General features: G+C 72.1%; 25 protein-coding genes. 10 read left to right on the plus strand and 15 right to left on the minus strand.

Features of this window, described 5'->3' with window-relative positions; all coding sequences use genetic code 11:
• Window positions 1-2 precede the first annotated feature (2 nt).
• Entirely contained in the window at window positions 3-2,315 is a 2,313-nt protein-coding gene (locus KBX34_RS17295) for a diguanylate cyclase (protein WP_210925825.1), read from the minus strand.
• A gap of 112 nt (window positions 2,316-2,427) precedes the next feature.
• Between KBX34_RS17295 and KBX34_RS17300 the strand changes: the two genes are divergently transcribed.
• From KBX34_RS17300 to KBX34_RS33645, 3 genes are all read left to right on the plus strand, one after another.
• Window positions 2,428-3,078, plus strand: coding sequence for a 5-formyltetrahydrofolate cyclo-ligase (locus KBX34_RS17300; RefSeq protein WP_374223693.1), 651 nt, complete (start codon window positions 2,428-2,430; stop codon window positions 3,076-3,078).
• Window positions 3,079-3,140: 62 nt separating this feature from the next.
• Entirely contained in the window at window positions 3,141-3,569 is a 429-nt protein-coding gene (locus KBX34_RS17305) for an FmdB family zinc ribbon protein (protein ID WP_210795051.1), read from the plus strand.
• A gap of 348 nt (window positions 3,570-3,917) precedes the next feature.
• Window positions 3,918-4,580 (plus strand): flagellar biosynthesis protein FlgA, encoded by a 663-nt coding sequence (locus KBX34_RS33645; RefSeq protein ID WP_247671919.1) that lies wholly within the window; start codon window positions 3,918-3,920, stop codon window positions 4,578-4,580.
• A gap of 21 nt (window positions 4,581-4,601) precedes the next feature.
• On the opposite strand, the gene KBX34_RS17320 is transcribed toward KBX34_RS33645, so the two are convergent.
• On the minus strand, window positions 4,602-4,784 hold the full coding sequence (locus KBX34_RS17320) for a hypothetical protein (protein WP_088952184.1): 183 nt from the start codon (window positions 4,782-4,784) through the stop codon (window positions 4,602-4,604).
• Window positions 4,785-4,915: 131 nt separating this feature from the next.
• On the opposite strand from KBX34_RS17320, the gene KBX34_RS17325 reads away from it, so the two are divergent.
• The gene (locus KBX34_RS17325) at window positions 4,916-5,308 is read left to right on the plus strand and encodes a hypothetical protein (RefSeq protein WP_210925829.1); all 393 of its coding nucleotides are present in this window, start codon (window positions 4,916-4,918) and stop codon (window positions 5,306-5,308) included.
• Between the two features lie 18 nt (window positions 5,309-5,326).
• Here KBX34_RS17325 and KBX34_RS17330 read toward each other — a convergent pair whose 3' ends face one another.
• Window positions 5,327-5,809: a DUF2231 domain-containing protein gene (locus KBX34_RS17330; protein ID WP_210925831.1), complete on the minus strand. Its 483-nt coding sequence runs from the start codon at window positions 5,807-5,809 to the stop codon at window positions 5,327-5,329.
• 203 nt (window positions 5,810-6,012) lie between these two features.
• Here KBX34_RS17330 and KBX34_RS17335 point away from each other — a divergent pair, with 203 nt between their 5' ends.
• Entirely contained in the window at window positions 6,013-6,486 is a 474-nt protein-coding gene (locus KBX34_RS17335; RefSeq protein WP_210925833.1) for a Fur family transcriptional regulator, read from the plus strand.
• A 60-nt stretch (window positions 6,487-6,546) separates the two neighbouring features.
• Window positions 6,547-7,410, plus strand: a complete 864-nt coding sequence (locus KBX34_RS17340) for an oxygenase MpaB family protein (protein WP_210925835.1) — start codon at window positions 6,547-6,549, stop codon at window positions 7,408-7,410.
• A gap of 21 nt (window positions 7,411-7,431) precedes the next feature.
• Here the strand turns inward: KBX34_RS17340 and KBX34_RS17345 are convergent, their stop codons facing one another.
• The 11 genes from KBX34_RS17345 to KBX34_RS17390 all read right to left on the minus strand — a co-directional run bounded on the left by KBX34_RS17345 (window position 7,432) and on the right by KBX34_RS17390 (window position 15,856).
• Window positions 7,432-8,352 (minus strand): PD-(D/E)XK nuclease family protein, encoded by a 921-nt coding sequence (locus tag KBX34_RS17345; RefSeq protein WP_210925837.1) that lies wholly within the window; start codon window positions 8,350-8,352, stop codon window positions 7,432-7,434.
• A gap of 44 nt (window positions 8,353-8,396) precedes the next feature.
• Complete coding sequence (locus KBX34_RS17350) at window positions 8,397-9,011, minus strand: MarC family protein (protein ID WP_088951390.1); 615 nt, start codon at window positions 9,009-9,011, stop codon at window positions 8,397-8,399.
• Window positions 9,012-9,051: 40 nt separating this feature from the next.
• The gene (locus KBX34_RS17355; RefSeq protein WP_210925838.1) at window positions 9,052-9,924 is read right to left on the minus strand and encodes a PHP domain-containing protein; all 873 of its coding nucleotides are present in this window, start codon (window positions 9,922-9,924) and stop codon (window positions 9,052-9,054) included.
• Window positions 9,925-9,981: 57 nt separating this feature from the next.
• Entirely contained in the window at window positions 9,982-11,157 is a 1,176-nt protein-coding gene (locus tag KBX34_RS17360; protein WP_210795065.1) for a hypothetical protein, read from the minus strand.
• 83 nt (window positions 11,158-11,240) lie between these two features.
• Entirely contained in the window at window positions 11,241-12,017 is a 777-nt protein-coding gene (locus KBX34_RS17365) for a SigE family RNA polymerase sigma factor (RefSeq protein WP_210795067.1), read from the minus strand.
• Between the two features lie 103 nt (window positions 12,018-12,120).
• The gene (locus KBX34_RS17370; protein ID WP_088951386.1) at window positions 12,121-12,996 is read right to left on the minus strand and encodes a PH domain-containing protein; all 876 of its coding nucleotides are present in this window, start codon (window positions 12,994-12,996) and stop codon (window positions 12,121-12,123) included.
• A gap of 6 nt (window positions 12,997-13,002) precedes the next feature.
• The gene (locus tag KBX34_RS17375; protein WP_172862153.1) at window positions 13,003-13,161 is read right to left on the minus strand and encodes a hypothetical protein; all 159 of its coding nucleotides are present in this window, start codon (window positions 13,159-13,161) and stop codon (window positions 13,003-13,005) included.
• A gap of 116 nt (window positions 13,162-13,277) precedes the next feature.
• Window positions 13,278-14,024, minus strand: coding sequence for a DUF6758 family protein (locus KBX34_RS33650; protein WP_330464265.1), 747 nt, complete (start codon window positions 14,022-14,024; stop codon window positions 13,278-13,280).
• An 11-nt stretch (window positions 14,025-14,035) separates the two neighbouring features.
• Entirely contained in the window at window positions 14,036-14,659 is a 624-nt protein-coding gene (locus KBX34_RS17380) for an RNA methyltransferase (RefSeq protein ID WP_141912352.1), read from the minus strand.
• A 51-nt stretch (window positions 14,660-14,710) separates the two neighbouring features.
• The gene (locus KBX34_RS17385; RefSeq protein ID WP_172862152.1) at window positions 14,711-15,247 is read right to left on the minus strand and encodes a hypothetical protein; all 537 of its coding nucleotides are present in this window, start codon (window positions 15,245-15,247) and stop codon (window positions 14,711-14,713) included.
• 93 nt (window positions 15,248-15,340) lie between these two features.
• Window positions 15,341-15,856, minus strand: a complete 516-nt coding sequence (locus KBX34_RS17390) for a MaoC family dehydratase (RefSeq protein ID WP_210925841.1) — start codon at window positions 15,854-15,856, stop codon at window positions 15,341-15,343.
• 548 nt (window positions 15,857-16,404) lie between these two features.
• On the opposite strand from KBX34_RS17390, the gene trxA reads away from it, so the two are divergent.
• The 3 genes from trxA (at window position 16,405) to KBX34_RS17405 (ending at window position 18,302) form a co-directional block, all read left to right on the plus strand.
• Complete coding sequence (gene trxA / locus KBX34_RS17395; protein ID WP_030329190.1) at window positions 16,405-16,767, plus strand: thioredoxin; 363 nt, start codon at window positions 16,405-16,407, stop codon at window positions 16,765-16,767.
• Between the two features lie 150 nt (window positions 16,768-16,917).
• Window positions 16,918-17,358 (plus strand): hypothetical protein, encoded by a 441-nt coding sequence (locus KBX34_RS17400; protein WP_099856984.1) that lies wholly within the window; start codon window positions 16,918-16,920, stop codon window positions 17,356-17,358.
• On the plus strand, window positions 17,355-18,302 hold the full coding sequence (locus tag KBX34_RS17405; protein WP_210925843.1) for an HTTM domain-containing protein: 948 nt from the start codon (window positions 17,355-17,357) through the stop codon (window positions 18,300-18,302). The genes KBX34_RS17400 and KBX34_RS17405 overlap by 4 nt, the downstream gene beginning before the upstream one ends.
• Here the strand turns inward: KBX34_RS17405 and KBX34_RS17410 are convergent.
• The gene (locus tag KBX34_RS17410; protein WP_099850313.1) at window positions 18,266-18,685 is read right to left on the minus strand and encodes a thiol-disulfide oxidoreductase DCC family protein; all 420 of its coding nucleotides are present in this window, start codon (window positions 18,683-18,685) and stop codon (window positions 18,266-18,268) included. The two genes, KBX34_RS17405 and KBX34_RS17410, sit on opposite strands and share 37 nt — an antisense overlap.
• 93 nt (window positions 18,686-18,778) lie before the next feature.
• On the opposite strand from KBX34_RS17410, the gene KBX34_RS17415 reads away from it, so the two are divergent.
• Window positions 18,779-19,825 carry an Rv2578c family radical SAM protein gene (locus KBX34_RS17415; RefSeq protein WP_210925844.1) on the plus strand — a complete coding sequence of 349 codons (1,047 nt, stop codon included), beginning with the start codon at window positions 18,779-18,781 and terminating at the stop codon, window positions 19,823-19,825.
• The last annotated feature ends 6 nt before the right edge of the window (window positions 19,826-19,831 follow it).

The raw sequence follows: 19,831 nt of genomic DNA on the forward strand, positions 1-19,831 counted from the left end.
GACTATCGGCCACGGCTCTGTCGCGGCGGGTGTGGCCCAGAAGACGCGCCGCCACCCGGCCCCGGTCGGGCGGCGTCCGGGCCGGCCCGCGCCCCGCCGGTCGCGCTGTCCGGGCCATCACCGGCCGGTTCCGGCCGCGCGTGCGCCGCAGATGATTCCGGTACGCCCACAGCCGGCTCCGACCGGGCGGGCCCGCCCGGCTCCCGGATGACCTGTGCGGGTTGACCGGCGCGCGGCAGCCCGTCGGGTGGACTGACCGCGCAGGCGAGCACCGGTATCTCCCGCGTCGGCACGTCCGGGCGCACCTCGGCGACCCGGTACGTGTCGCGGCCGGCCGCCTTGGCCGCGTAGAGCGCGTCGTCGGCGGCCTCCAGCACCTCCCGCCCGGTGCTGCCGTTGTCCGGGTAGACGGCGATGCCCACCGACACGGTCACCAGGACCGGCCCGGCGTACGCCTCGACGGCGATCGGCGTCTCGCGAACCGCCGCGCCGAGTCGCTCGGCCACGATCGCCGCGCCCCGCGCGTCGGTCTCCGGCAGCAGCAGCACAAACTCCTCACCGCCCTGCCGGAAGGCCAGGTCGACCTCGCGGATCTCGCCGCGCACCCGCCGGGCGAACTCGGCCAGCACGGTGTCCCCCGCAGCGTGCCCGTACGTGTCGTTGACGTCCTTGAAGCGGTCGAGGTCCATCGCGAGGATGCTGAGCATCCGCCCGAACCGGCTGGCCCGTTCCACCTCCCGCCGGATCGACTCGCGCAGGTAGCGGTAGTTCCACAGCCCGGTGAGCGGGTCGGTGAGCGAGAGCCGCTGCGCCTCCTCGTGCACCCGCACGTTGTCCACCGCCACGGCCGCGTGACCGGCGAAGGTGCGCAGGGTGACCAGGTCGTCGTCGTCGAACTCGTCGGCGCCCAGCCGGTCGTACAGGGCCAGCACGCCGAGTGCCGCCGCCGCGCCGGCCTCGTCGCCGGACCCGCCGAGGGTGGCTGCGGCGCCTCCACCCGGGGCCGCGAACGGCACCGCGACGTACGTGCGGCAGCGCGGCTCACCCGACGGAACCTCGGTCGGCTCCATCCTGCCCCGCTGTGGTTCCCCGGTGGCGGCGACCGCGCCGACCACACCGACCCCCACCGGCACCCGAAGCGTCGACGACCCGTCCGTGTCGCCCTCCGGCCACCGCCCGTCCAGCCCTTCGGTGCACTGTGCGACAAGAACCCCGCCCGCCTCCACCAGCAGCACCGCGCCGGCGCGCGCCCCGGTCGCGCCGATGGCGCTGTGCAGGATCACCCGCAGGATGCGTTGCAGGTCGTGCGTGCTGGCCAGGGTGTCGCCCAGCACGGCGAGGTGCCCGCGGAGCTGGTCGCGGTTGCTGGTCAACGCCGCGACGTAGGAGCCGGTCTCCCGGGTCATCCGGTTGAACGCGGCGGCCAGTCGACCCAGCTCGTCGCGGCTGCGGACCGGCACGCGGGCGGTCAGGTCACCCTGGGCCACCCGGTCCACCGCACCGGCCAGCTCCACCAGCGGCCGGGTGGTCACCCGGGCCAGCCGCCAGGCGGTCAGCACGGCGAGCAGCCCGGCCAGCACGACCACCCCCACCAGCGTGGCGTGCAGCCCCGGCGGCCGTTCACTGGGCACGGAGAGCACCAGTGGCAGCGGCTGCGCGTCGGACGGCCCGATCCTCCGCACGTACCGGCCCTCGGTGGTTTCGGTGACCCGCTCGCCCTCGACGGTGCTGGCGGCGGCCAGCACCGCGTCGCGTACCTCCCGGGACTCTGTGGTGTGGGTGACCCGCGCGGCGCTCGCTCCGCTGTCGAGCAGGGTGACCGCCACCCCGGTCACCGCCGCCAGCCGGGCCACGAAGGCCGGGTCGACCAGTTGCGCGGCGGTCACAGTGCCCCGCAGCGTGCCGGCGCGGTCGCGCAGGTCGACGTGGGCGGCCAGCGCCCGGACGGGGCTGGCCGAACCGGTGGTCGCGCCGGAGCAGTCCCGCCACGGGGTCGGCGGCGCGTCCGGCGAGACGTAGCTGACCTCGCCGGTCAGGTCGGTGATCAGCACCGCGGCGGCCAGACCTCGACCGACCAGTTGGGCGGCGCCGACGGCCGGCTCGGCGGTGAGCGCCACCGCGTCGGCGGTGGCCCGCAGCTGCTGGCAGAGGGCGTCGACCGAGGTACGCACTGTGGACGCCGCCACCGCCAGGCGCTCGGTGGAGCGGCTGCGGTCGACGGCCGCGAGCGTGGAGGCGACGAACAGCGCGCCGAGCAGGACCGGCCCGAGCACCACCACGAGGAAGGCTGCTGTCAACCGCCCGCGTAGCGTCACTCGGTCCCCCCGGAAGTTCCGCCTCCGTTGCTTGCGATGCTGACACAGTGCAACCGTGGGAGAGGCGTTGCGTCAGGAGTGTTGCGTGCCGGAATTTTCTTATGAAGCGGAAGTGACCCGTACCGCGAAGCGGGAAGCCCGCGCCGACCTGCTCGCCCGCCGCCGCTCGCTGCCCGGCCCCGCCCGGGCCGCCGCCGCCGGGCGCGTGCAGGCCGAGCTGGTCGCCCTGGTACGCAGACTGCGCCCGCGCACGATGACGGCGTACGTGCCGGTCGGCTCCGAACCGGGCGGCACAGACCTGCCGGACGCACTGCGGGCGGCGTTGCCCACCGACGCCCAACTCCTGCTGCCCGTGCTCCTCGACGACCTCGATCTGGACTGGGCGGCATATACCGGACCCGAGGACCTGGTCGCCGCCGGTCGGGGTATGCGGGAGCCGACCGGCGCCCGCCTCGGGGTGACCGCCGTGGCGGACGCGGAGCTGGTGGTCGTACCGGCTCTCGCCGTCGACCACCACGGCCGGCGACTCGGACGCGGCGGCGGCTCGTACGACCGCGCGCTCGCCCGGGTGCCCGAGTCGACGCTGACCTTGGTGCCTCTGCACGACGGGGAACTGGTCGAGGCGCTGCCGGCCGAGGCACACGACCGGCTTGTCCGCGCGGTCGTCACACCCGCCGACGGAGTGCGTACGCTTGACGGCGGCCCGGGTGCGGCGCATGGTGTCGCGCCCCACACGTCCGCTGGACGAACCCGGGCCGGATGACGCACCATTGGCACTCGAATACGTCGAGTGCCAACTGGCTGAGCCCAGATCCGGAGGAGAACGTGCCCACGTACCAGTACGCCTGCACCACGTGCGGTGAGCAGCTCGAGGCGGTGCAGTCCTTCTCTGACGAGCCGCTGACCGAGTGCCCGGCGTGTCAGGGGCGGCTGCGCAAGGTCTTCAACTCGGTCGGCATCGTCTTCAAGGGCTCGGGCTTCTACCGCACCGACTCGCGGGCGTCCGGCTCCGAGACGACGGCCGGCGGCACGGCCACCAAGCCCGGCAAGTCCGAGTCGTCCTCCGGCGAGGGCTCGGGGTCGTCCGGTTCCTCCTCGTCGGGGTCGTCTTCCGGTTCGGGGTCGTCCTCGGGTTCCGGGTCGTCTTCGGGTTCGGGTTCGTCGTCCGGTGGGTCCTCTGGTGGGTCCTCTGGCGGCTCGTCGTCGGGTGGGTCGAGCGGCGGCAAGTCCCCGGCGGCCAGCTCCGCGTCCTGACCCCGTCGGCCTGAGTCCGGCGGCTTGACCCGTCGGCCTGAGCCGGCGGCCTGAGCCGGCGGCCTGAGCCGGCGGCCTGAGCCGGCGGCCTGAGCCGGCGGCCTGACCCGTGATCCACTCGGGTTTCCGGAAACCGGCCTGTCCCGGCTGCCCTGACACCCCGACTTCCTTGAAGTCGAGTCGATCAAGGCCGCTGCCATAGCAAATCGGGCCGGCCGGTGGGCGTTGTCCACAGGCCGGCCGGTTATCCACAGCGCCGGCTGAGGGCCGACCAACTGCGGTTGGAACGGCCTAACCTGCCGCCGAGGGTGTCGCTGCGACGTCCTCGGACGGGAGGCGGCAGCAACGATGGGCGATCCAGATTCCGCGCGGGCATTGCGTCCGCTGCGCCGGCTCACCCTGCCCGGCGGGCGCACCCTGCTCCGGGCCGGTCTGGTCGCCGTACTGCTCGGCCTGGCCGCTGCCATTCTGCACACCCCGACCAGTTGCCCGCCGACGGCCGAGCCATCCCGTGCGCCGACGGGGGCCGACGGCACGGCCGGGCGGTCCGACGAGGGCGGGCCGACCGACCCCGGTGGGGCAGGGTCCAGCGGCGACAGCGACACGGCCGGGCAACCGCCAACCGGAGCAGCCGCCGGAGACAGCTCGACCACCGGAAGCGGCACCGCCGGAGACGGCAGCACTGGCCGGGACGGCACGACCACCGGGAGCGGGAGGACCAGCCCGCTGCCGCTGCCCAGTGGCGCTGTCGGGGTGCCGGTCCGGTTGGCCGAGCCGGCCGCGCTGGCGGTGGCCCGCCCGGGGACCCGGGTCGACCTGCTCGCCGCGACACCGGATGGGGCGGGCACCGAGGCGACGTTGCTCGCGCCCGCGGTGCTGGTGCTTGACGTGCTGGGCGCCGACCCGACCGACGGGTCCTCGGCGCTTTACCTGGCGCTACGCCCCGACCAGGCGAAACGCGCCGTCGGGCTCCCCGAGGGCACTCGATTCGCCATCGTCGTACGCGGTTGAGCGCTCACCGCGCCAGCGGGGTCACTCCCAGTGCGGAGGGCGTTCGGCGAGCAGCCAGTCGTCGTTGCCACCCGACCGCTCGCCCCAGCCACGGTCGGTGTCATCGGAGGTCTGCTCGGGCAGCACCACGAAGTCTTCGCTCAGGTCGACGGTGCGGTCGTCGTCGTCGCGTACGCCCTGCTTGCCGGGGTCCTCGGTGCTCACGAGCGGCAAGACTAGCGCAACCCGGTGCCTCCCCCACGTCGTTGACCCTCTGCTCCTGGGCACTGTCGCCGACGGTGGCACGCCGGTGAGAAACGACCCGCCCGCTCCCCACGTTGGTAGCGTCGGACGGCGTGACGACCCCCAGCGGTGGCAGCACCCCGGACGACTACTGGCGACGGCCCGGCACCGGTGCCGACGCGGTGCCGAACCATCCCCCCGCCACACCGCCGAGCGGCCCCACCAACCCACCGCAGAGCGGCCCCACCGGCCCACCCCCGAGCGTGCCCACCGGCCCACCCCAGAGCGGGTACGCCGGGCCGCCGCCGAGCGTGCCGCCGCCGAGTGGTTGGCGTCCACCCGTACACCTTCAGCCGGCACCGCCGCGGCGGCTGCCACCGCAGGACATGGCCGACCTGGACGCGGCCGAGCAGCGCTCGCAGCGGATCACCTACGGGTTCGGCGCGGCGGCCGCTGTGGTGCTGGTGGTCCTGTTCTGCCTGCTCTGCTCGCGGGTCATCTTCTAGAGCGGCGGGCAGAGCAGGTCAGAGAGTGGTGCCCCAGACGGCCTCGGCGCCGCTGTGCCCGGTCAGGTAGACGTAGACCAGGGCGGCGATGGACAGCGCCACGACCGCCACCGCCAGCACCGGGGTGACCACCGCCGGCAGCTGCGGCACCCGGGGGTGCCCGCTGGTGACGACCAGCAGCAGGATGGCCCCGATTCCCAGCGGCACGACGATGCGGAACAGGATGTCGCCGTAGCGGGAGTGCTCGAAGATCTGATCGAGGATCTGCCCCTGGAAACCCCGGGCGACCAGCGCGTCGGTGAACACCTCTCCCGACTTGACGGCCACGAAGGCGGTCACCGGTGCGACCACGGCAAGGAGACCCAGGGCCCAGTCCAGGCGGTGCCGCCACCGTGGCAGACCGACGTACGCGATGGCCAGCACCGCCAGCAGCGGCACGAACACGACGACCGCGTGGACCACCAGGACGTGTGCCGGTAGACCCAGGATCTCCTCGAACATCAAATCCTCCAGGTGGATCACGGTCAGGGGTTGGTCAGCGTACGGTCCGCCGATCGTCCCGAGGCTCTCGACCGGAGACACGTGCGACGCGACCATCGGGTTCACCATCCCGGGTCGTGAGCACGATCTTGCCGCGCTGTGTCGGTGGCCACCCGGGCCCGGCGACGGTTGTCGATGCTGGTCGCGCGTGCTGTCATTGGCCAATGTCCGGTGCCGAGGAGCTGCTGCGATCGAAGGGCCTGCGTGTCACGCGGCCACGCCTCGCGGTGCTCGACGTGCTCGACGGTGGCGGTCACCTGGAGGTCGACGAGATCACCCGGCGGGTCCGTGAACGCCTCGACTCGGTGTCCACCCAGGCGGTCTACGACGTGCTGGGTGCCCTGTCCCGGGCCGGGTTGTCCCGCCGGATCGAGCCGGCCGGCAGTCCCGCGCGTTACGAGGCGCGCGTCGGCGACAACCACCACCACGTGGTCTGCCGGGGCTGCGGCGAGATCGCCGACATCGACTGCGCGGTGGGCAGCGCGCCGTGTCTGGAGCCGAGCGTGTCGCACGGGTTCGAGGTGGACGAGGCGGAGGTGACCTTCTGGGGTCTCTGCCCGGGCTGCCGGGCTCGTCGCTCCGCCGACGTCCGACCCGCCGACGTCCGACCCGCCGACGTCCGACCCGCCGGCGTCTGACCCGCCGGCACCGACGGGACGTGCCCGACGAGGTCGGGGTGACCGTGGCACTCTTGGACGGTGGACTCCGATGACCTCGGCCTCTTCGGTCCGGGTTCGGTCACGTGGAAGGTGCACGAGGAGCCGATCCTGATCGTCGCGGGCCTGCGCTCGCTCTACCTCCAGGCGTTGCATCCCCGGGCGATGGCCGGGGTGGCGCAGAACAGCAACTACCGCGCCGACGCCTGGGGCCGCCTGGCCCGCACCGCCACCTACGTCGAGACCACCGTCTACGGGACCACCGCCGAGGCGGAGACGGCCGGGGCCCGGCTGCGCCGGCTGCACGACCGGCTGCGGGCCACCGATCCGCTCACCGGCGAGGAGTTCCGGATCGACGAGCCGGACCTGCTGCGCTGGGTGCACGTCACCGAGGTCGAGTCGTTCCTCAGCACGGCCCGGCGGGCCGGGCTGCCGCTCACCGACGAGGAGGTGGACGGCTATTACACCGAGCAGCGCCGGTCCGCCGCTCTGGTCGGCTTGGACCCGGCCACCGTCCCGGGCACTGCGGCCGAGGTCGCGGAGTACTACCGCGCCGTACGGCCGGAGCTGCGGATGACCCGGGAGGCCGCCGAGACGGCGATCTTCCTGACCGCCCCGCCGTTTCCGTGGAAGCTCAGCCTGCCGGCCCGGTTGGGGCTCAACCTCGGCCCGCCGCGGTGGGCGTACCTGGGCATCGCCGGCACCGCGTTCGGACTGCTGCCGGGGTGGGCTCGTCGGATGTACGGCGGGCTGGGCCTGCCCACCACCGCCCTGTCGGCGGACCTGTCCGTGCGCGCCCTGCGGCTCGCGTTCGCTGCCGTGCCCCGTCGCTATCTGGAGGGGCCGTTGATTCTGGCCGCCAAGGAGCGGGCCGCGCGTCACGCTGCCACCACGTTGGCCGGCTGACCCGGCGTCCGCCGCCGGGATTCAGCTGTCGGTGTGCCGGTCCACGGCCGCCCATGGTTCCTTGCCGGGCACCTGCGCGCCGGTCGGGCAGTGCCGCCGGAAGTCACACCAGCCGCAGCGCGGGCCGGGTGCCACCGGGAACGCCTCGTCCGCGTCGGCGCCGTCCGCGACCGCCCGTTCGGCGGTCATGATGTCGCGGGCCGTCTCCTCCGCGCGGGTCAACTGCCGGGCCAGCGACTCGACGGTGTGGTCGTGGCCGGCGACCGTGCCGGTCGGCAGGTGGTGCAGCTCCACCCGACGGCACGGCCGCCGGAACACCCGCTCGGCCGCGTACGCGTAGAGCGCCAACGCCTGCGAACCGCGCGCGTCGTCGGTGTCCAGCCCGCTGCGACCGGTCTTGTAGTCGACGATGACCAGCTCCGGCCCCTCTGGCCCGGGCCGGGAGTCGATCCGGTCGGCGCGACCGTTGAACGCCAGCACGGCGGTCTTGACCGCCACCACCCGCTCCACGCCGAGCGGGTCGGAGTCGGCCTCCAGCGTCTCGACGTACGCCTCCAACCAGCCCAACGCCCGCCGGTAGGCGGCCCGCTCCTGCTCGTCGTCGCGGTAGCCCTCGCGGACCCAGGTGCCCTTGAGCAGGGTGGCCAACGCCTCGGGGCGACGCCGGTCGGCGGGCAACGCATACCAGTTCTTCAGGGCGGTGTGCACGCTGGCGCCGAGCGAGTTGTGCGCCCACGGCGCGCCCTTGGGTGGCGTCGGCCGGTCGACGTAGGAGTAGCGGTAGCGGCGTGGGCAGTCCGCGAAAGCGCCGAGTTTGCTCGGTGTGCAGACGAACAGGCGCTCCGGCATGCCCTCGAAGCCGAGCTGCTCGGCACCGCCGGCGCGTTGTTGGGGAGCCCGGCCACCGGCCGCCGGCCGTCCCGCTGAGGAGGATCGTCGCACGCCTGCGATCCTGCCACCCACCCCCGACACCGCTGGTGTGCCGGTCAGGTCATGTTGACGTACTGCGTGACGAAGGCGAACACCGCGTCGGCGATGAGCTGCACGGCGATCGCGGCCAGCAGCAGACCGGCGATCCTGGTCAGCACCTCGATCCCGCCGGGACGCAGGATCTTCACGATGCCGCCGGAGAAGCGGAGGACGATCCAGACCGCGAGCATCACGGCGAGGATCGCCACGGCGATCGCGGTGAAGTCGGCCAACCCGTCGGCCTGCTGGACGAAGAGCATGGTGGCCACGATGGCGCCGGGGCCGGCCAGCAGCGGGGTGCCCAGCGGCACCAGGGCGATGTTGGAGGTGGCTTCCGAGCTCGGGCCGTCGGTCTTGCCGGTCAGCAACTCCAGGGCGACGAGTACGAGCAGCAGCCCACCGGCCGCCTGCAACGCCGGCAGGTCCACGTGCAGGTAGTCCAGCAGGGTCTGCCCCGCCACCGCGAAGACCACGATCACGCCCAACGCCAGCGTGACGGCCTGCCAGGCCGCCCGGTTACGGTCGCGGGCGGGCAGCGGGCCGGTCAACGCCAGGAAAATCGGCATCATGCCCGGCGGGTCGGTGATCACCAGCAGGGTCACGAAAACCTCGCCAAACAGCTTCAGATCCACGTGATCAACCTAGCCGCGCCGAGATACCCCAAAATGGGGATCAGCCGGAAGCGACCTCGGTCACGCCTTCGGCGACGATCCGCTCGTACGCCTCGACGCTGGTGCTGAACTCGCCGAGCTGGACGGTCTTGTGCGTGCCGTGGAAATCCGAGGAGCCTGTGACGAAGAGGCCCAGGTCGGCGGCGAGCGCCCGCACGTGCGCACGCTCGGCCGGGCTGTGGTCCTCGTGGTCGGCCTCGAGCCCGGCCAACCCGGCGGCGGCCAGCTCGGCGATCAACTCGTCGGGCACCACCCGGCCGCGTCGGGTGGCCCGGGGATGGGCGAAGACCGGCACACCGCCGGCCGAGCGCACCAGCCGGATCGCCCGGAACACGTCGATGTCGTCCTTGGGCAACCGGTACCGCTCGCCCAGCCAGTCCGGGCCGAACGCCTCCCGGGTGCTGCCGACCAGGCCGACCCGGATCAGTGCCTGGGCGATGTGCGGCCGGCCCACCGTGCCGCCGCCCGCTCCGGCCAGGATGTCCGGCCAGCTCACGTCGATGCCGTCGGCGCGCAACAGCGCGACGATCCGTTCTCCGCGATCTTCCCGGGCGGCCCGCACCCGGGCCAGCTCGGCGACCAGTTTCGGGTGGTCCGGGTCGAACAGGTACGCCAGCAGGTGCAGCGGCACCGCCGGCTCGGTGCCGGACCAGCGGCAGGACAACTCCGCCCCCCGGACCAGGCGTAGTCCCGGCGGCAGCGCGCCGACGGCCGGCACCCAGCCGGCGGTGGTGTCGTGGTCGGTGATCGCCAGCACGTCCAGCCCGGCCTGGGCGGCCGCGCGGACCAACTCCGCCGGGGTCAGCGTGCCGTCGCTGGCCGTCGAGTGGGTGTGCAGGTCGATCCGCGGGGCGGCGCCGGTACGCGAGGTCACCGCACGACGCTACCCAGGGATAGCCGAGCCCGCCTCGCGAAGGTCATCCCGACGGCGTCAGAAGCTGCTCACCAGGACCGGCCGCTCCCCGGCGGGCAGGCCGGGCACCGGCTCGGGGTTGGCGGACTCTCCTGCCCGTACCCGGGCGGGGTCGACCCGGACCAGTGCACCGGCCTCGTCGAGGTAGGAGGCGTGGGAGTCGTTGTTCCAGACGATCGTGCCGGTCATCGGCGGTCCGGCCGGAACGGCGGTCGTGACCGGCCCGAGTTGCCGCAGGTCGACCAGGAGGGCACGGTCGGCCTTGCCCACCCGTCCGTTCACCAGCAGCCACCGTCCGTCGGCGGAGACTCCGCCGACGCCGTCCTCGCTGAGGTCCGGCCCGCAGCCGGAGTCCACCGGGGTCAGGTGACGCGTCGGGTCGAGCACGGCCAGGCAGGTCCCGCCCGGGTCGGTTGCGGCGATCTGGCCGACCAGCCGCCCGTCGGGCAGCGCGCCGTAGACGTGGAGGGTCTGTCGGTCGACGGTCGCGGGCAGCGGCCCGGCGCCGGGCCGCCAGAGGGTGTGGCCGGCGCTGGCGGGGTCGAGTCGGACCAGCACGTTGTCACCGACGAACCGGACGGGCTGGGCGTCCGCGGGCGCGGGCGTGCGTACCGCGCCGATGAGCTGGGTGCCCACCACCCCCGCCACCAGCAGGTCGCTGCCGTCACGCCAGGCGACCTGGCGGCTGTCCGGTGCCAGGACGATGGGGCCTGCCCCGGCCAGCAGGACCTGCACCAGGCCGTCGTTCTGCACCACCCAGAGGGATCGGCCGGCGGTGCTCGCCGTGCCGACCACCAACCAACCGGTACCGCCGGGCAGGAGCTGGGCGTGTTCGGCCGGCCCGACGTCGGGTAGCACCAGCCGCTTCCCATCGGCGCTGACCAGCGTCTCGCTCACCAGCAGGGACGCGGACGTTCCCGGCGAGGGGCCGGGGCCCGGGGCGCTGACCGTCGGGATCGGCCGGCTGGACGGGTCCGGATCACCGATCACCACGATGGGCGCGCCGTCCCGCCTGGTCTCGGCACCGAGCTGGGCCATCCCGGCGCTCAGCAGCACGGTGACGGCCGCCGCGAGGGCGAGGCCTGTTGCGGTACGCCGGCGACGGATCCGGTTCGCGCGGCGGATCGCCTGACCCGCCGGGTCGGCTGCGAGGGGGCGGGCAAGGGCGACCTGGTGCGAGAGGGTCTCCCGCACCGCACCTTCCAACTCGTCAGGCCGCACCTGGTTAGAACGCCGCGGGCCGTCCGTCAGGTTGTCGGACCGGCCCGGGAATCCGCTCACTGCTGCTCCCCGGAGCCCGTGCCGACGGGCACGGCCGCCGGGGCGGTGGGCAGCACGACCGGCGGGCCGATCGGACGCGGAGCGACCGGTCGGGGCGCGGCAGGGCGGGGAACGGCTCGGCCTTCCGCCTGCCGGGGTCGGCGCGTCGCGGCGGCACCGGTGGTCGGGTGCTGCCCGGCCGGGACGCCACGTCGGGGGGCGCCGGCAGCGGCCGGACGACCGTCGGCAGCCGGTGATGCTTGCCGGCCGGCGATGCCGGCAGCGGCGGCGAGCTCCGCTGCGTCGGCTCCCAACCGTCGGCGCAGCGTGGCCAGGGCTCGCGACGCCTGGCTCTTCACCGTGCCCGGTGAGATGTCCAGCATCGCGGCGGTCTGCGCCTCCGACATGTCCTCGTAGTAGCGCAGCACCAGCACCGCCCGCTGCCGGTTGGGCAACTCCCTGAGGTGCCGCCACAGCAGGTCACGGTCGAGCTGCTGCTCGATCTCGTCGACACCGGCGCGTTCGGGCAGCACCTCGGTCGGGCGTTCGCCGTGCCAGCGGCGCCGCCACCAGCTCGTCGACGTGTTGACCATCACACGGCGGGCGTACGGCTCGACCGCCTCGATCCCACCGAGCCGCTTCCACGCGAGGTAGGTCTTGGTCAGTGCCGTCTGGAGCAGGTCCTCGGCAGTGGCCCAGTCTCCGGTGAGCAGATAAGCGGTGCGTAGGAGCGCGGCGGAGCGGGCCGCGACGAACTCGCGGAACTGCTCCTCCAACGAGTCCTTGCTCGCCACCGCCCACCTCCACACCCCAGTCGTCCTGGCAGAGTGCCACGTCAGAGGCGTTCCGGTCCATGACGAAAGGTGCGCACTTACTCCGATGTTCGGTCGAAAACCTTCACGCCCCGTCGTCGGCCTTGGCCTCGTCGGCTTCCTTGCCGAGCCGCGCCTCGACTGCCTGCGGCTCGTACATCTCCTCGACGACGCGCAGGTAGAGCTCGTTCGGGTTGGGCAGGTTCTTGATCTCGCGGAGCGCCTGCTCCTGGCCGGCGGACTCCAGCACGAAGGTGCCGTAGTTGAGCGCTCGGCCGGTGGGGGTCTGCTCGTACTTCATGTCGGTGACCCGGACCAGCGGCATCATGGCCACCTTGCGGGTGACGATGCCGTTGACCACCATGACCCGCTTGTTGGTCAGGATGAAACGGTCATACCACCAGTCGGCGACCTTCCACGCCACCCAGCCCATCACCGCGAACCAGAGCAGCACGGCGATGGTGGTCAGCGCACCGACGTCCTGCCCGGCGAGGAAGCCGGAGAGGTAGCCGAGCACGAAGGTCGCCGCGACGCCGATCAGCAGCGGGTTGGTGAGGTGGATCCAGTGCCGCTTCCACTCACCCCGGTAGCGCTCGGTGGGGAAGAGGTAGCGGGCAACCAGCGAACTGGGCTCGTCTTCCAGTGGCAGCACCCGCCGGGGAGTCGAACCGGTCGCGTCGGCGCGCAACCCGGCCAGCTCGTCCTCGGAGATCTGCGGCGGCTGGTAGCTCGCCTCCGGATCACGGATCCACCCTCGACCGGAGCGGCCCTGGCCGGCATAGCCGGGCCCGTCGCCATAGCCGACGTCGTCCGAAAGGGACGGACCGTCGGACAGGCCGGGACCGGCCCCGTATCCCGGGCCGTCATCGGGCCCGATCCTCGGGATCGGCTCGGTGTCACGCTCGCGGCGTTCCCGGTCGGGGTCGTCCGGGTCGAAGGGTGGACCGGAGGGGCTGCCCATCGGCTGCTAGGCGACGAGACTGGTGAAGAAGTCGCCGAACCCTTGGGCGATGTCCATGACGCCGCCGCCGAGTGACTTGAACACATCCGCCGCAGAGTTTGGCCGGTAGGCGACGAAGAAGATCAAGAATGCGATTCCGGCCCAGGTGAGGACCTTCTTGACCATGGCGGGCCATCCTCTCGCGCGGCGCCGGGTCCCATTACCGCAGCGGCACCCAGAGTATCAGTGTGGCGTCGTACAGTGAATATCTGCGTCCGTTCTCCGTCAAACCGGGAGACTTGTCAGGCTCTCCCAGGTAAGTGCGGGGACGGTGCGCCATACACGAGCTCGGGGGGAGTCCACTCGGTCAGGTCGTGTAGGACGACGTCTTCCGCGAGCAGGTGACCCGCACTCGCCGGCCAGGCTATCGCATGGAGCCACATTCCCCGAGCTTCGCCGGCGTACGCGCTTCGATCCGTTGGAGAATTCACCAACCACAGTGGAGTCGGATGCCCGGCGACCCTGATCCTGGCCTGCCCAACGTGGTCGGGGTGACCCGGCCCCGGGTCGGTCAACGCGTCCACCAGTTCCGGTCCCGGGTCCGGCCCGGCCAGTCCGGCGAGTCGTGTGCCCAGGCCGACACCCGGCTCCTCGGCCACGAAGACCAGGTCGGCCGGACCACCGCCGAGGGGCGCCGGGCCCGCGCAGGCGACCGCCGTCGCCCGCACCCCCGTCCGGTCGTCCCCGGCGTACGCCACCCCGGTGAGGGTCCAGCCGGGCGGCAGCGGCCACGGGCACCACAGCGGCGTTCCCGGCGGAGCCGCGGTCGCGGTGATCCGTTCCACCACGCTCGCCACGATCTCCGCTCCGATGTGCTCGGGCACGTGCAGGGGCGGCACCGGGCCGCAGCGCAGACACCTCGAGTCGGTGTGCATCAGATCCGGCGCCCTTACCGGGCCCCCGCATCTCGGACAACTCACCGCGACACTCACATCCCCACCGTTCTCCGGTACCGCCGGCTCGTCAAGCGGGAACGTCCGATTCGGCACCCGGGCGCGGGTCAGTCCGGCGGCGGGCCGGCGTGGGCACGAATCCAGGCGTGCATCGCGATACCGCTGGCTACGCCCGCGTTGATCGACCTGGTCGAGCCGTACTGGGCGATGGAGTAGAGCTGGTCGCACGCGGCGCGGGCCGGCGCGGAGAGCCCCGGGCCCTCCTGGCCGAACAGCAGCACGCAGTCCCGGGGCAGGGTGCCGGTCTCCAACGGGCGCGAGCCCGGCAGGTTGTCGATGCCGAACACCGGCAGCCGGCGCTCGCCCGCCCAGGCCACGAACTCCTCGATCGTCTCGTGATGGCGCACGTGCTGGTAGCGATCGGTCACCATCGCGCCGCGCCGGTTCCACCGTCGCCGTCCGACGATGTGCACCTCGGCGGCGTTGAACGCGTTGGCGTTGCGGACCACCGTGCCGATGTTGAAGTCGTGCTGCCAGTTCTCGATCGCGACGTGGAAGCCGTGCCGGTGCCCGTCCAGGTCGGCGACGATCGCCTCGTGGCGCCAGTAGCGGTAGCGGTCGACGACGTTGCGCCGGTCCCCCTCCGCCAGCAACTGCGGGTCGTAACGGGGGTCGTCCGGTGGGGTTCCCGGCCAGGGGCCCACACCCACCTCAAGCTGGTCGTCAGTCACGGTCATCAGAGGGTACGGACCACGTCTGCGCTCGGCGCGACGACCTGCCGGTCAGCCCAGTCCGAGCGCGGCGCCGAGCCGGTCCAGGAAGCGCCGGTCCGCCGGGCTGATCGGGTGCTCCGCCCGGCGTTCGCCGGGGCTGGGCACCGCGCCGCAGACGCGGGCCGCGACCGACTGCACCCACTGGCGGTACGCGGCCGAGTCGGCGGGGTCGGCGCGCCGCCCCAGCACCCGGCTCGCCGCCCGGCAGGCCGCGAGCAGGTCCACCAGATCGGTGAGCCGCTCGACGGGCTGCGGGGCGCCGTCGTGACGGGCGTAGATCGCGGCGACCACCGCGCGGACCAGATCGCTGTCGGAGGCCCGGCCCGCGGCAACGGCATCCAGGCCGGCCAGTCCCGCCAGGACACCGCGTTCCGTGCGGCCCGGCCCCGGGGCCACCGCGGCCACGAGAACCCGGCCGGGCAGACCGGTGAGCAGGTCCCACTCGGCGGCGGAATAGACAGCTGTGGTCAAGGGTGCGGCTCGGCGGCCGGCAGAGGGCGGCTCTCCGGCGACGGAGTGGCTCATCGAAACCTCCATCGCCAGCATATGCCCCGTAATGGGAACAGGGCCCCTTCCCCGGCAGAACCCGCTGTGGGGGAAGGAGCCCGGAGGCTGGCTGCGACCGACTCGCGGCGACGCTCAGCGAGGCTCGGGGAAGCTGGGCCGCTCCGGATCCACTCCCTCGGGCACGGCGCTGGCCGCGTACTCCCGTTTGGGGACCATGACCTTGCGCCGGAAGACGCAGACCATCGTGCCGTCCTGGTTGTAGCCGCGGGTCTCCACCGACACCACGCCGCGGTCGGGCTTGGAACCCGACTCACGCTTGTCCAGCACCGTCGTGTCGCCGTAGATCGTGTCGCCGTGGAAGGTCGGCGCGACGTGCCGCAGCGACTCGACCTCCAGGTTGGCGATCGCCTTCCCGCTGACGTCGGGCACCGACATGCCGAGCAGCAGGGAGTAGATGTAGTTGCCGACCACCACGTTGCGCTTGAACTGGCTGGCCGTCTCGGCGTAGTGCGCGTCCATGTGCAGCGGATGGTGGTTCATGGTGAGCAGGCAGAAGAGGTGATCGTCGTACTCGGTGACGGTCTTGCCCGGCCAGTGCCGGTAGACCGCGCCGACCTCGAACTCCTCGTAGTAGCGGCCGAACTGCATGCTGGTCCCCTTCGACGGGTGGCGATGGAGTTCGGCACAGCATGCCTTACCGAAGGTTAAGGCGACCGGCGGGGCGCGACGTCGGCGGAAAAGTCACACCGGTCACTCAAAACGGGGGGAGACGCAATGAGCGGCGGGGCCCTCCCCGGCACCCGCCGCCCACGCTCTGATGCCGAGAAGTGTGCCCTACGACAGCGTAGGTTCGACAGAGATCGGCGTCACATTTATCTTTTTGTAACACTACTCTCGGTGACGATCTGGAGGTTGATCAGCGATCTCCGCAGGCCGGATACCTGCTTGTCAAGGCTCAAGTTACCGATTCGTACTGCTCAATCGGGTGGATCTCCCTGGAAACGCTCCCATCACCGCTGGTCACGCAAGTGCGTCATGCATTTGCGTTCCGCAGGCCGGGAAAGACAGACGTGGGTCGATGACCCTCGGGCCCCCCGCCAGCACGGAGGACGTTTCGTGCCCGACCGCCCGGGAATTCGATACGGTCAGCCCTGGTTCTACGGGACGTAGACAAACCGCGGTGATCGGAGAGTGCAATGGCAACCGTTGAGCTGACCTCGGCGAACTTCGACGAGGTGACCGGCAACGACGGCATCGTCCTGGTCGACTTCTGGGCCGACTGGTGTGGTCCGTGCAAGCGGTTCGCCCCGGTCTACGAGCGCTCCTCGGAAAAGCACCAGAACATCGTGTTCGGCAAGGTCGACACGGAGGCCCAGCAGGAGCTGGGCGCCAAGTTCGACATCCGGTCGATCCCGACGATCATGGCGATCCGCGACGGCGTCATCGTCTTCGCCCAGCCGGGCGCCCTTCCCGAGTCCGCACTCGAGAACCTGATCGAGCAGGTCGAGGCTCTGGACATGGACGACGTCCGTAAGCAGCTGGCCGAGCACAACCACTGAGTCGCCCACGGCGACACGCGAGGCCGGGCCCGGTTCGGGCCCGGCCTTCGTCGTACCCGGAGGCGCGCACATGATCACCTTCCTGGGCAGGCCAGAGTGACCGTCGGTGGGACCCGAGGCAGCCGGTACATCCCGTATCGTCACGACCCGATGGAGACCCTGACCACCCGCGGGCGCGTGACCCGGCTCGGCGCGACCGCACTCGGCCTCGCCCTGCTGATCGTCGGCACCTTCTGGGGCAGCGACGACGACTTCCCGTTCGGCCCGTTCCGGATGTACTCCACCTCGAATCCGCCGAACGCACCCGCACCGGACACCCGCGTCGAGGGGGTGAACAGCTCCGGAGCCGTTATCGACCTCAACCAGGACGCGACCGGCATCCGTCGCGCCGAGATCGAGGGTCAGCAGGCCCGCTACGCCGCCGACCCGACGCTGCTCACCGAGGTCGCCGACGCGTACGCCGAACGACACCCCGACGCCCCAGCGCTGGTCGAGGTCCGCATCGTCATCCGCTGGCACGGCATCCGCGCCGGTCGACCGACCGGGCAGCACACCGACCAGACCGTCGTCCGCTGGCAGGCAACCCGATGACCCGCTGGTTGACCGAGGCCGTGCCCCGGGGCCGGGTGGCCGCCTTCCGGACCGTGATCTACCTCTTCGTCGCCGCCGACCTGGTGATCTTCACCCCCTGGGTGCGCACCCGCGTCAGCGTGCCCGGCGACCTCTACCGGCCGCTCCTGATCGGACGCCTGCTCCCCCTGCCGACGCCAACCGAGACGTTGGTGACGGTGATCTTCTGGTCGTTGCTGGCGCTCGCACTCCTCGCCGCGACCGGCCGGGCACCCCGCCTGCTCGGCTGGGCGGTCTGCGCGCTGTACCTGGAGTGGATGATCATCGCGATGAGCTACGGGAAGGTCGACCACGACCGGTTCGGGCTGCTCATCGCGCTGGCCGTGCTGCCCACCGCCGGCCGGGCCCGACACGGCGACACCACCCGCACCGAGGCTGGCGGCTGGGCCCTCCGCGTCACCCAGATCGCGGTGATCTGCACGTACTTCCTGGCCGCCTTTGCCAAGCTGCGCTTCGGCGGGCTGGACTGGCTGACCGGCTCGGTCCTCGCCCGCGCGATCATCCGGCGCGGCACGGACCTGGCGGACCTGATCGCCCAGGTGCCGTACCTGCTGATCGTCGCCCAGTTCGGCATCGTGGCGTTCGAGCTGCTCAGCCCGGTGGTCTTCTTCCTGCCACCCCGCTGGCGACACGCCATGGTCGGCTTCTTCTACTCGTTCCACGTGGTCACCATCGCGACCATCACGATCTCGTTCGCGCCACACCTGGCCGCGATGACCAGCTTCCTGCCGCTGGAGCGGGTCCGCCCGCTGGTCTGGGCCCGCCGACTCATCGGCCGTGGCAGCCCCGCATCGACCTCGACGGACGTCGACACACTGCCGGACCAGGATCCCGTCGGCGCCAGCTCGGACCCAGCGCCGCTCGGCGATCAGGCCCCGGTCGTCGGGCGCCCCGCCGGGCCGTAGAGCCGTTCACGGGCTTCCTGCGGCAGTGCGCAGGCCGCCGTGCCGCCCGGCAGGCGGTGCCGGTTACGCGCCACCCAGCGGTACACCGGCCAGGCCCCGGCGCGCACCGGCGGGAACCGCAGGCCCGCCCCGGCGATCCGCCAGACCGGGCCACTGTCGGCGAGCAGCTTCGCGATGGCATCCGGACCGGCGGCCCGTGCGCCGTCCGCCCCGACCCACTGCACGGCCTCCTCGCACTCGGCCACTGTCAGACCGAGCGCGTCCAGGTCGGTGAACTGCCAGGGCACCACCCGCGCACCAGTGGGGATCCGGCGCGCAATGAACTCGGCGCACTGCGTGCAGAACGCGCAGTCCCCGTCGTAGACGAAGGTCGACGTCTCCATGCTGTCCATCCTCCCCTCTCCGACCACCCGAACGACCACCGGTGTACGGCGGGTCACTTGCACTCCACTCGTACGCGTGTTCGAATAGTGGCCATGCGCTGGGACAACCTCACCGCTCCCCCGGTCCAGGGAGACCCCGAGCGGGCAGCGCCAGCGACGCCACCCCTGCCGCTGGCGCTGCCCGGCGCCATTGCCCGCACCTTCGACACCCCCGAGTTCGCCGGGATGACCTTCTACGAGGTGCAGGCCAAGTCCATCCTCAACCGCGTGCCCGGGCAGTCCCGCGTTCCGTTCGAGTGGACCATCAACCCGTACCGTGGCTGTTCTCATGCTTGTGTTTACTGCTTCGCGAGAAATACTCACACTTATCTCGATCTCGATGCCGGTGCGGACTTCGACCGGAAGGTGATCGTCAAGGTCAACGCCGGTGAGCTGGTCCGGCGCGAGTTGGCCGCGCCGAAGTGGCGGGGCGCGCACGTGGCGATGGGCACCAACGTCGACTGCTACCAGCGGGCCGAGGGCCGCTACCGGCTGATGCCGCAGATCATCGCGGCCCTGCGGGACTTCGCCAACCCGTTCTCGATCCTCACCAAGGGCACGCTGATCCTTCGCGACCTGCCCCTGCTGCGTCAGGCCGCTGAGGTCACCACAGTGGGCATCTCCTTCTCCGTGGGGTTCGTCGACGAGCAGCTCTGGCGTTCCGTCGAGCCGGGCACGCCACATCCTCGCCGCCGGCTGGACGCGGTCCGGGCGCTCGCCGACGCCGGCTTCTCCGTCGGGGTGCTGATGGCCCCGATCCTGCCTGGCATGAGCGACAGCGACGAGTCGATCGACACCACCGTGTCGGCGATCGCCGCAGCCGGCGCGACCAGCGTGACCGCCCTGCCCCTGCACCTGCGTCCCGGCGCCCGGGAGTGGTACGCGCACTGGCTCGCCCGGGAGCACCCGCACCTCGTGCCCCGCTATCGCGAGCTCTACCGGGCCGGTGCGTACGCCCCGCAGGCGTACCAGCGGGAGTTGACCGCCCGGGTGCGGATCGCGGCACGCCGGCACGGGCTGCACCGCGGCGAGCGGGGCGACAACCGCAGCCTGCCCGAGCCGCCGCCACCGCCGGCTGCGGAGCAGTTGACTCTGCTCTAGTCGGCT

Source organism: Micromonospora sp. M61 (genome assembly GCF_018070245.1).
In the GTDB taxonomy this organism is placed as follows: domain Bacteria; phylum Actinomycetota; class Actinomycetes; order Mycobacteriales; family Micromonosporaceae; genus Micromonospora; species Micromonospora zamorensis.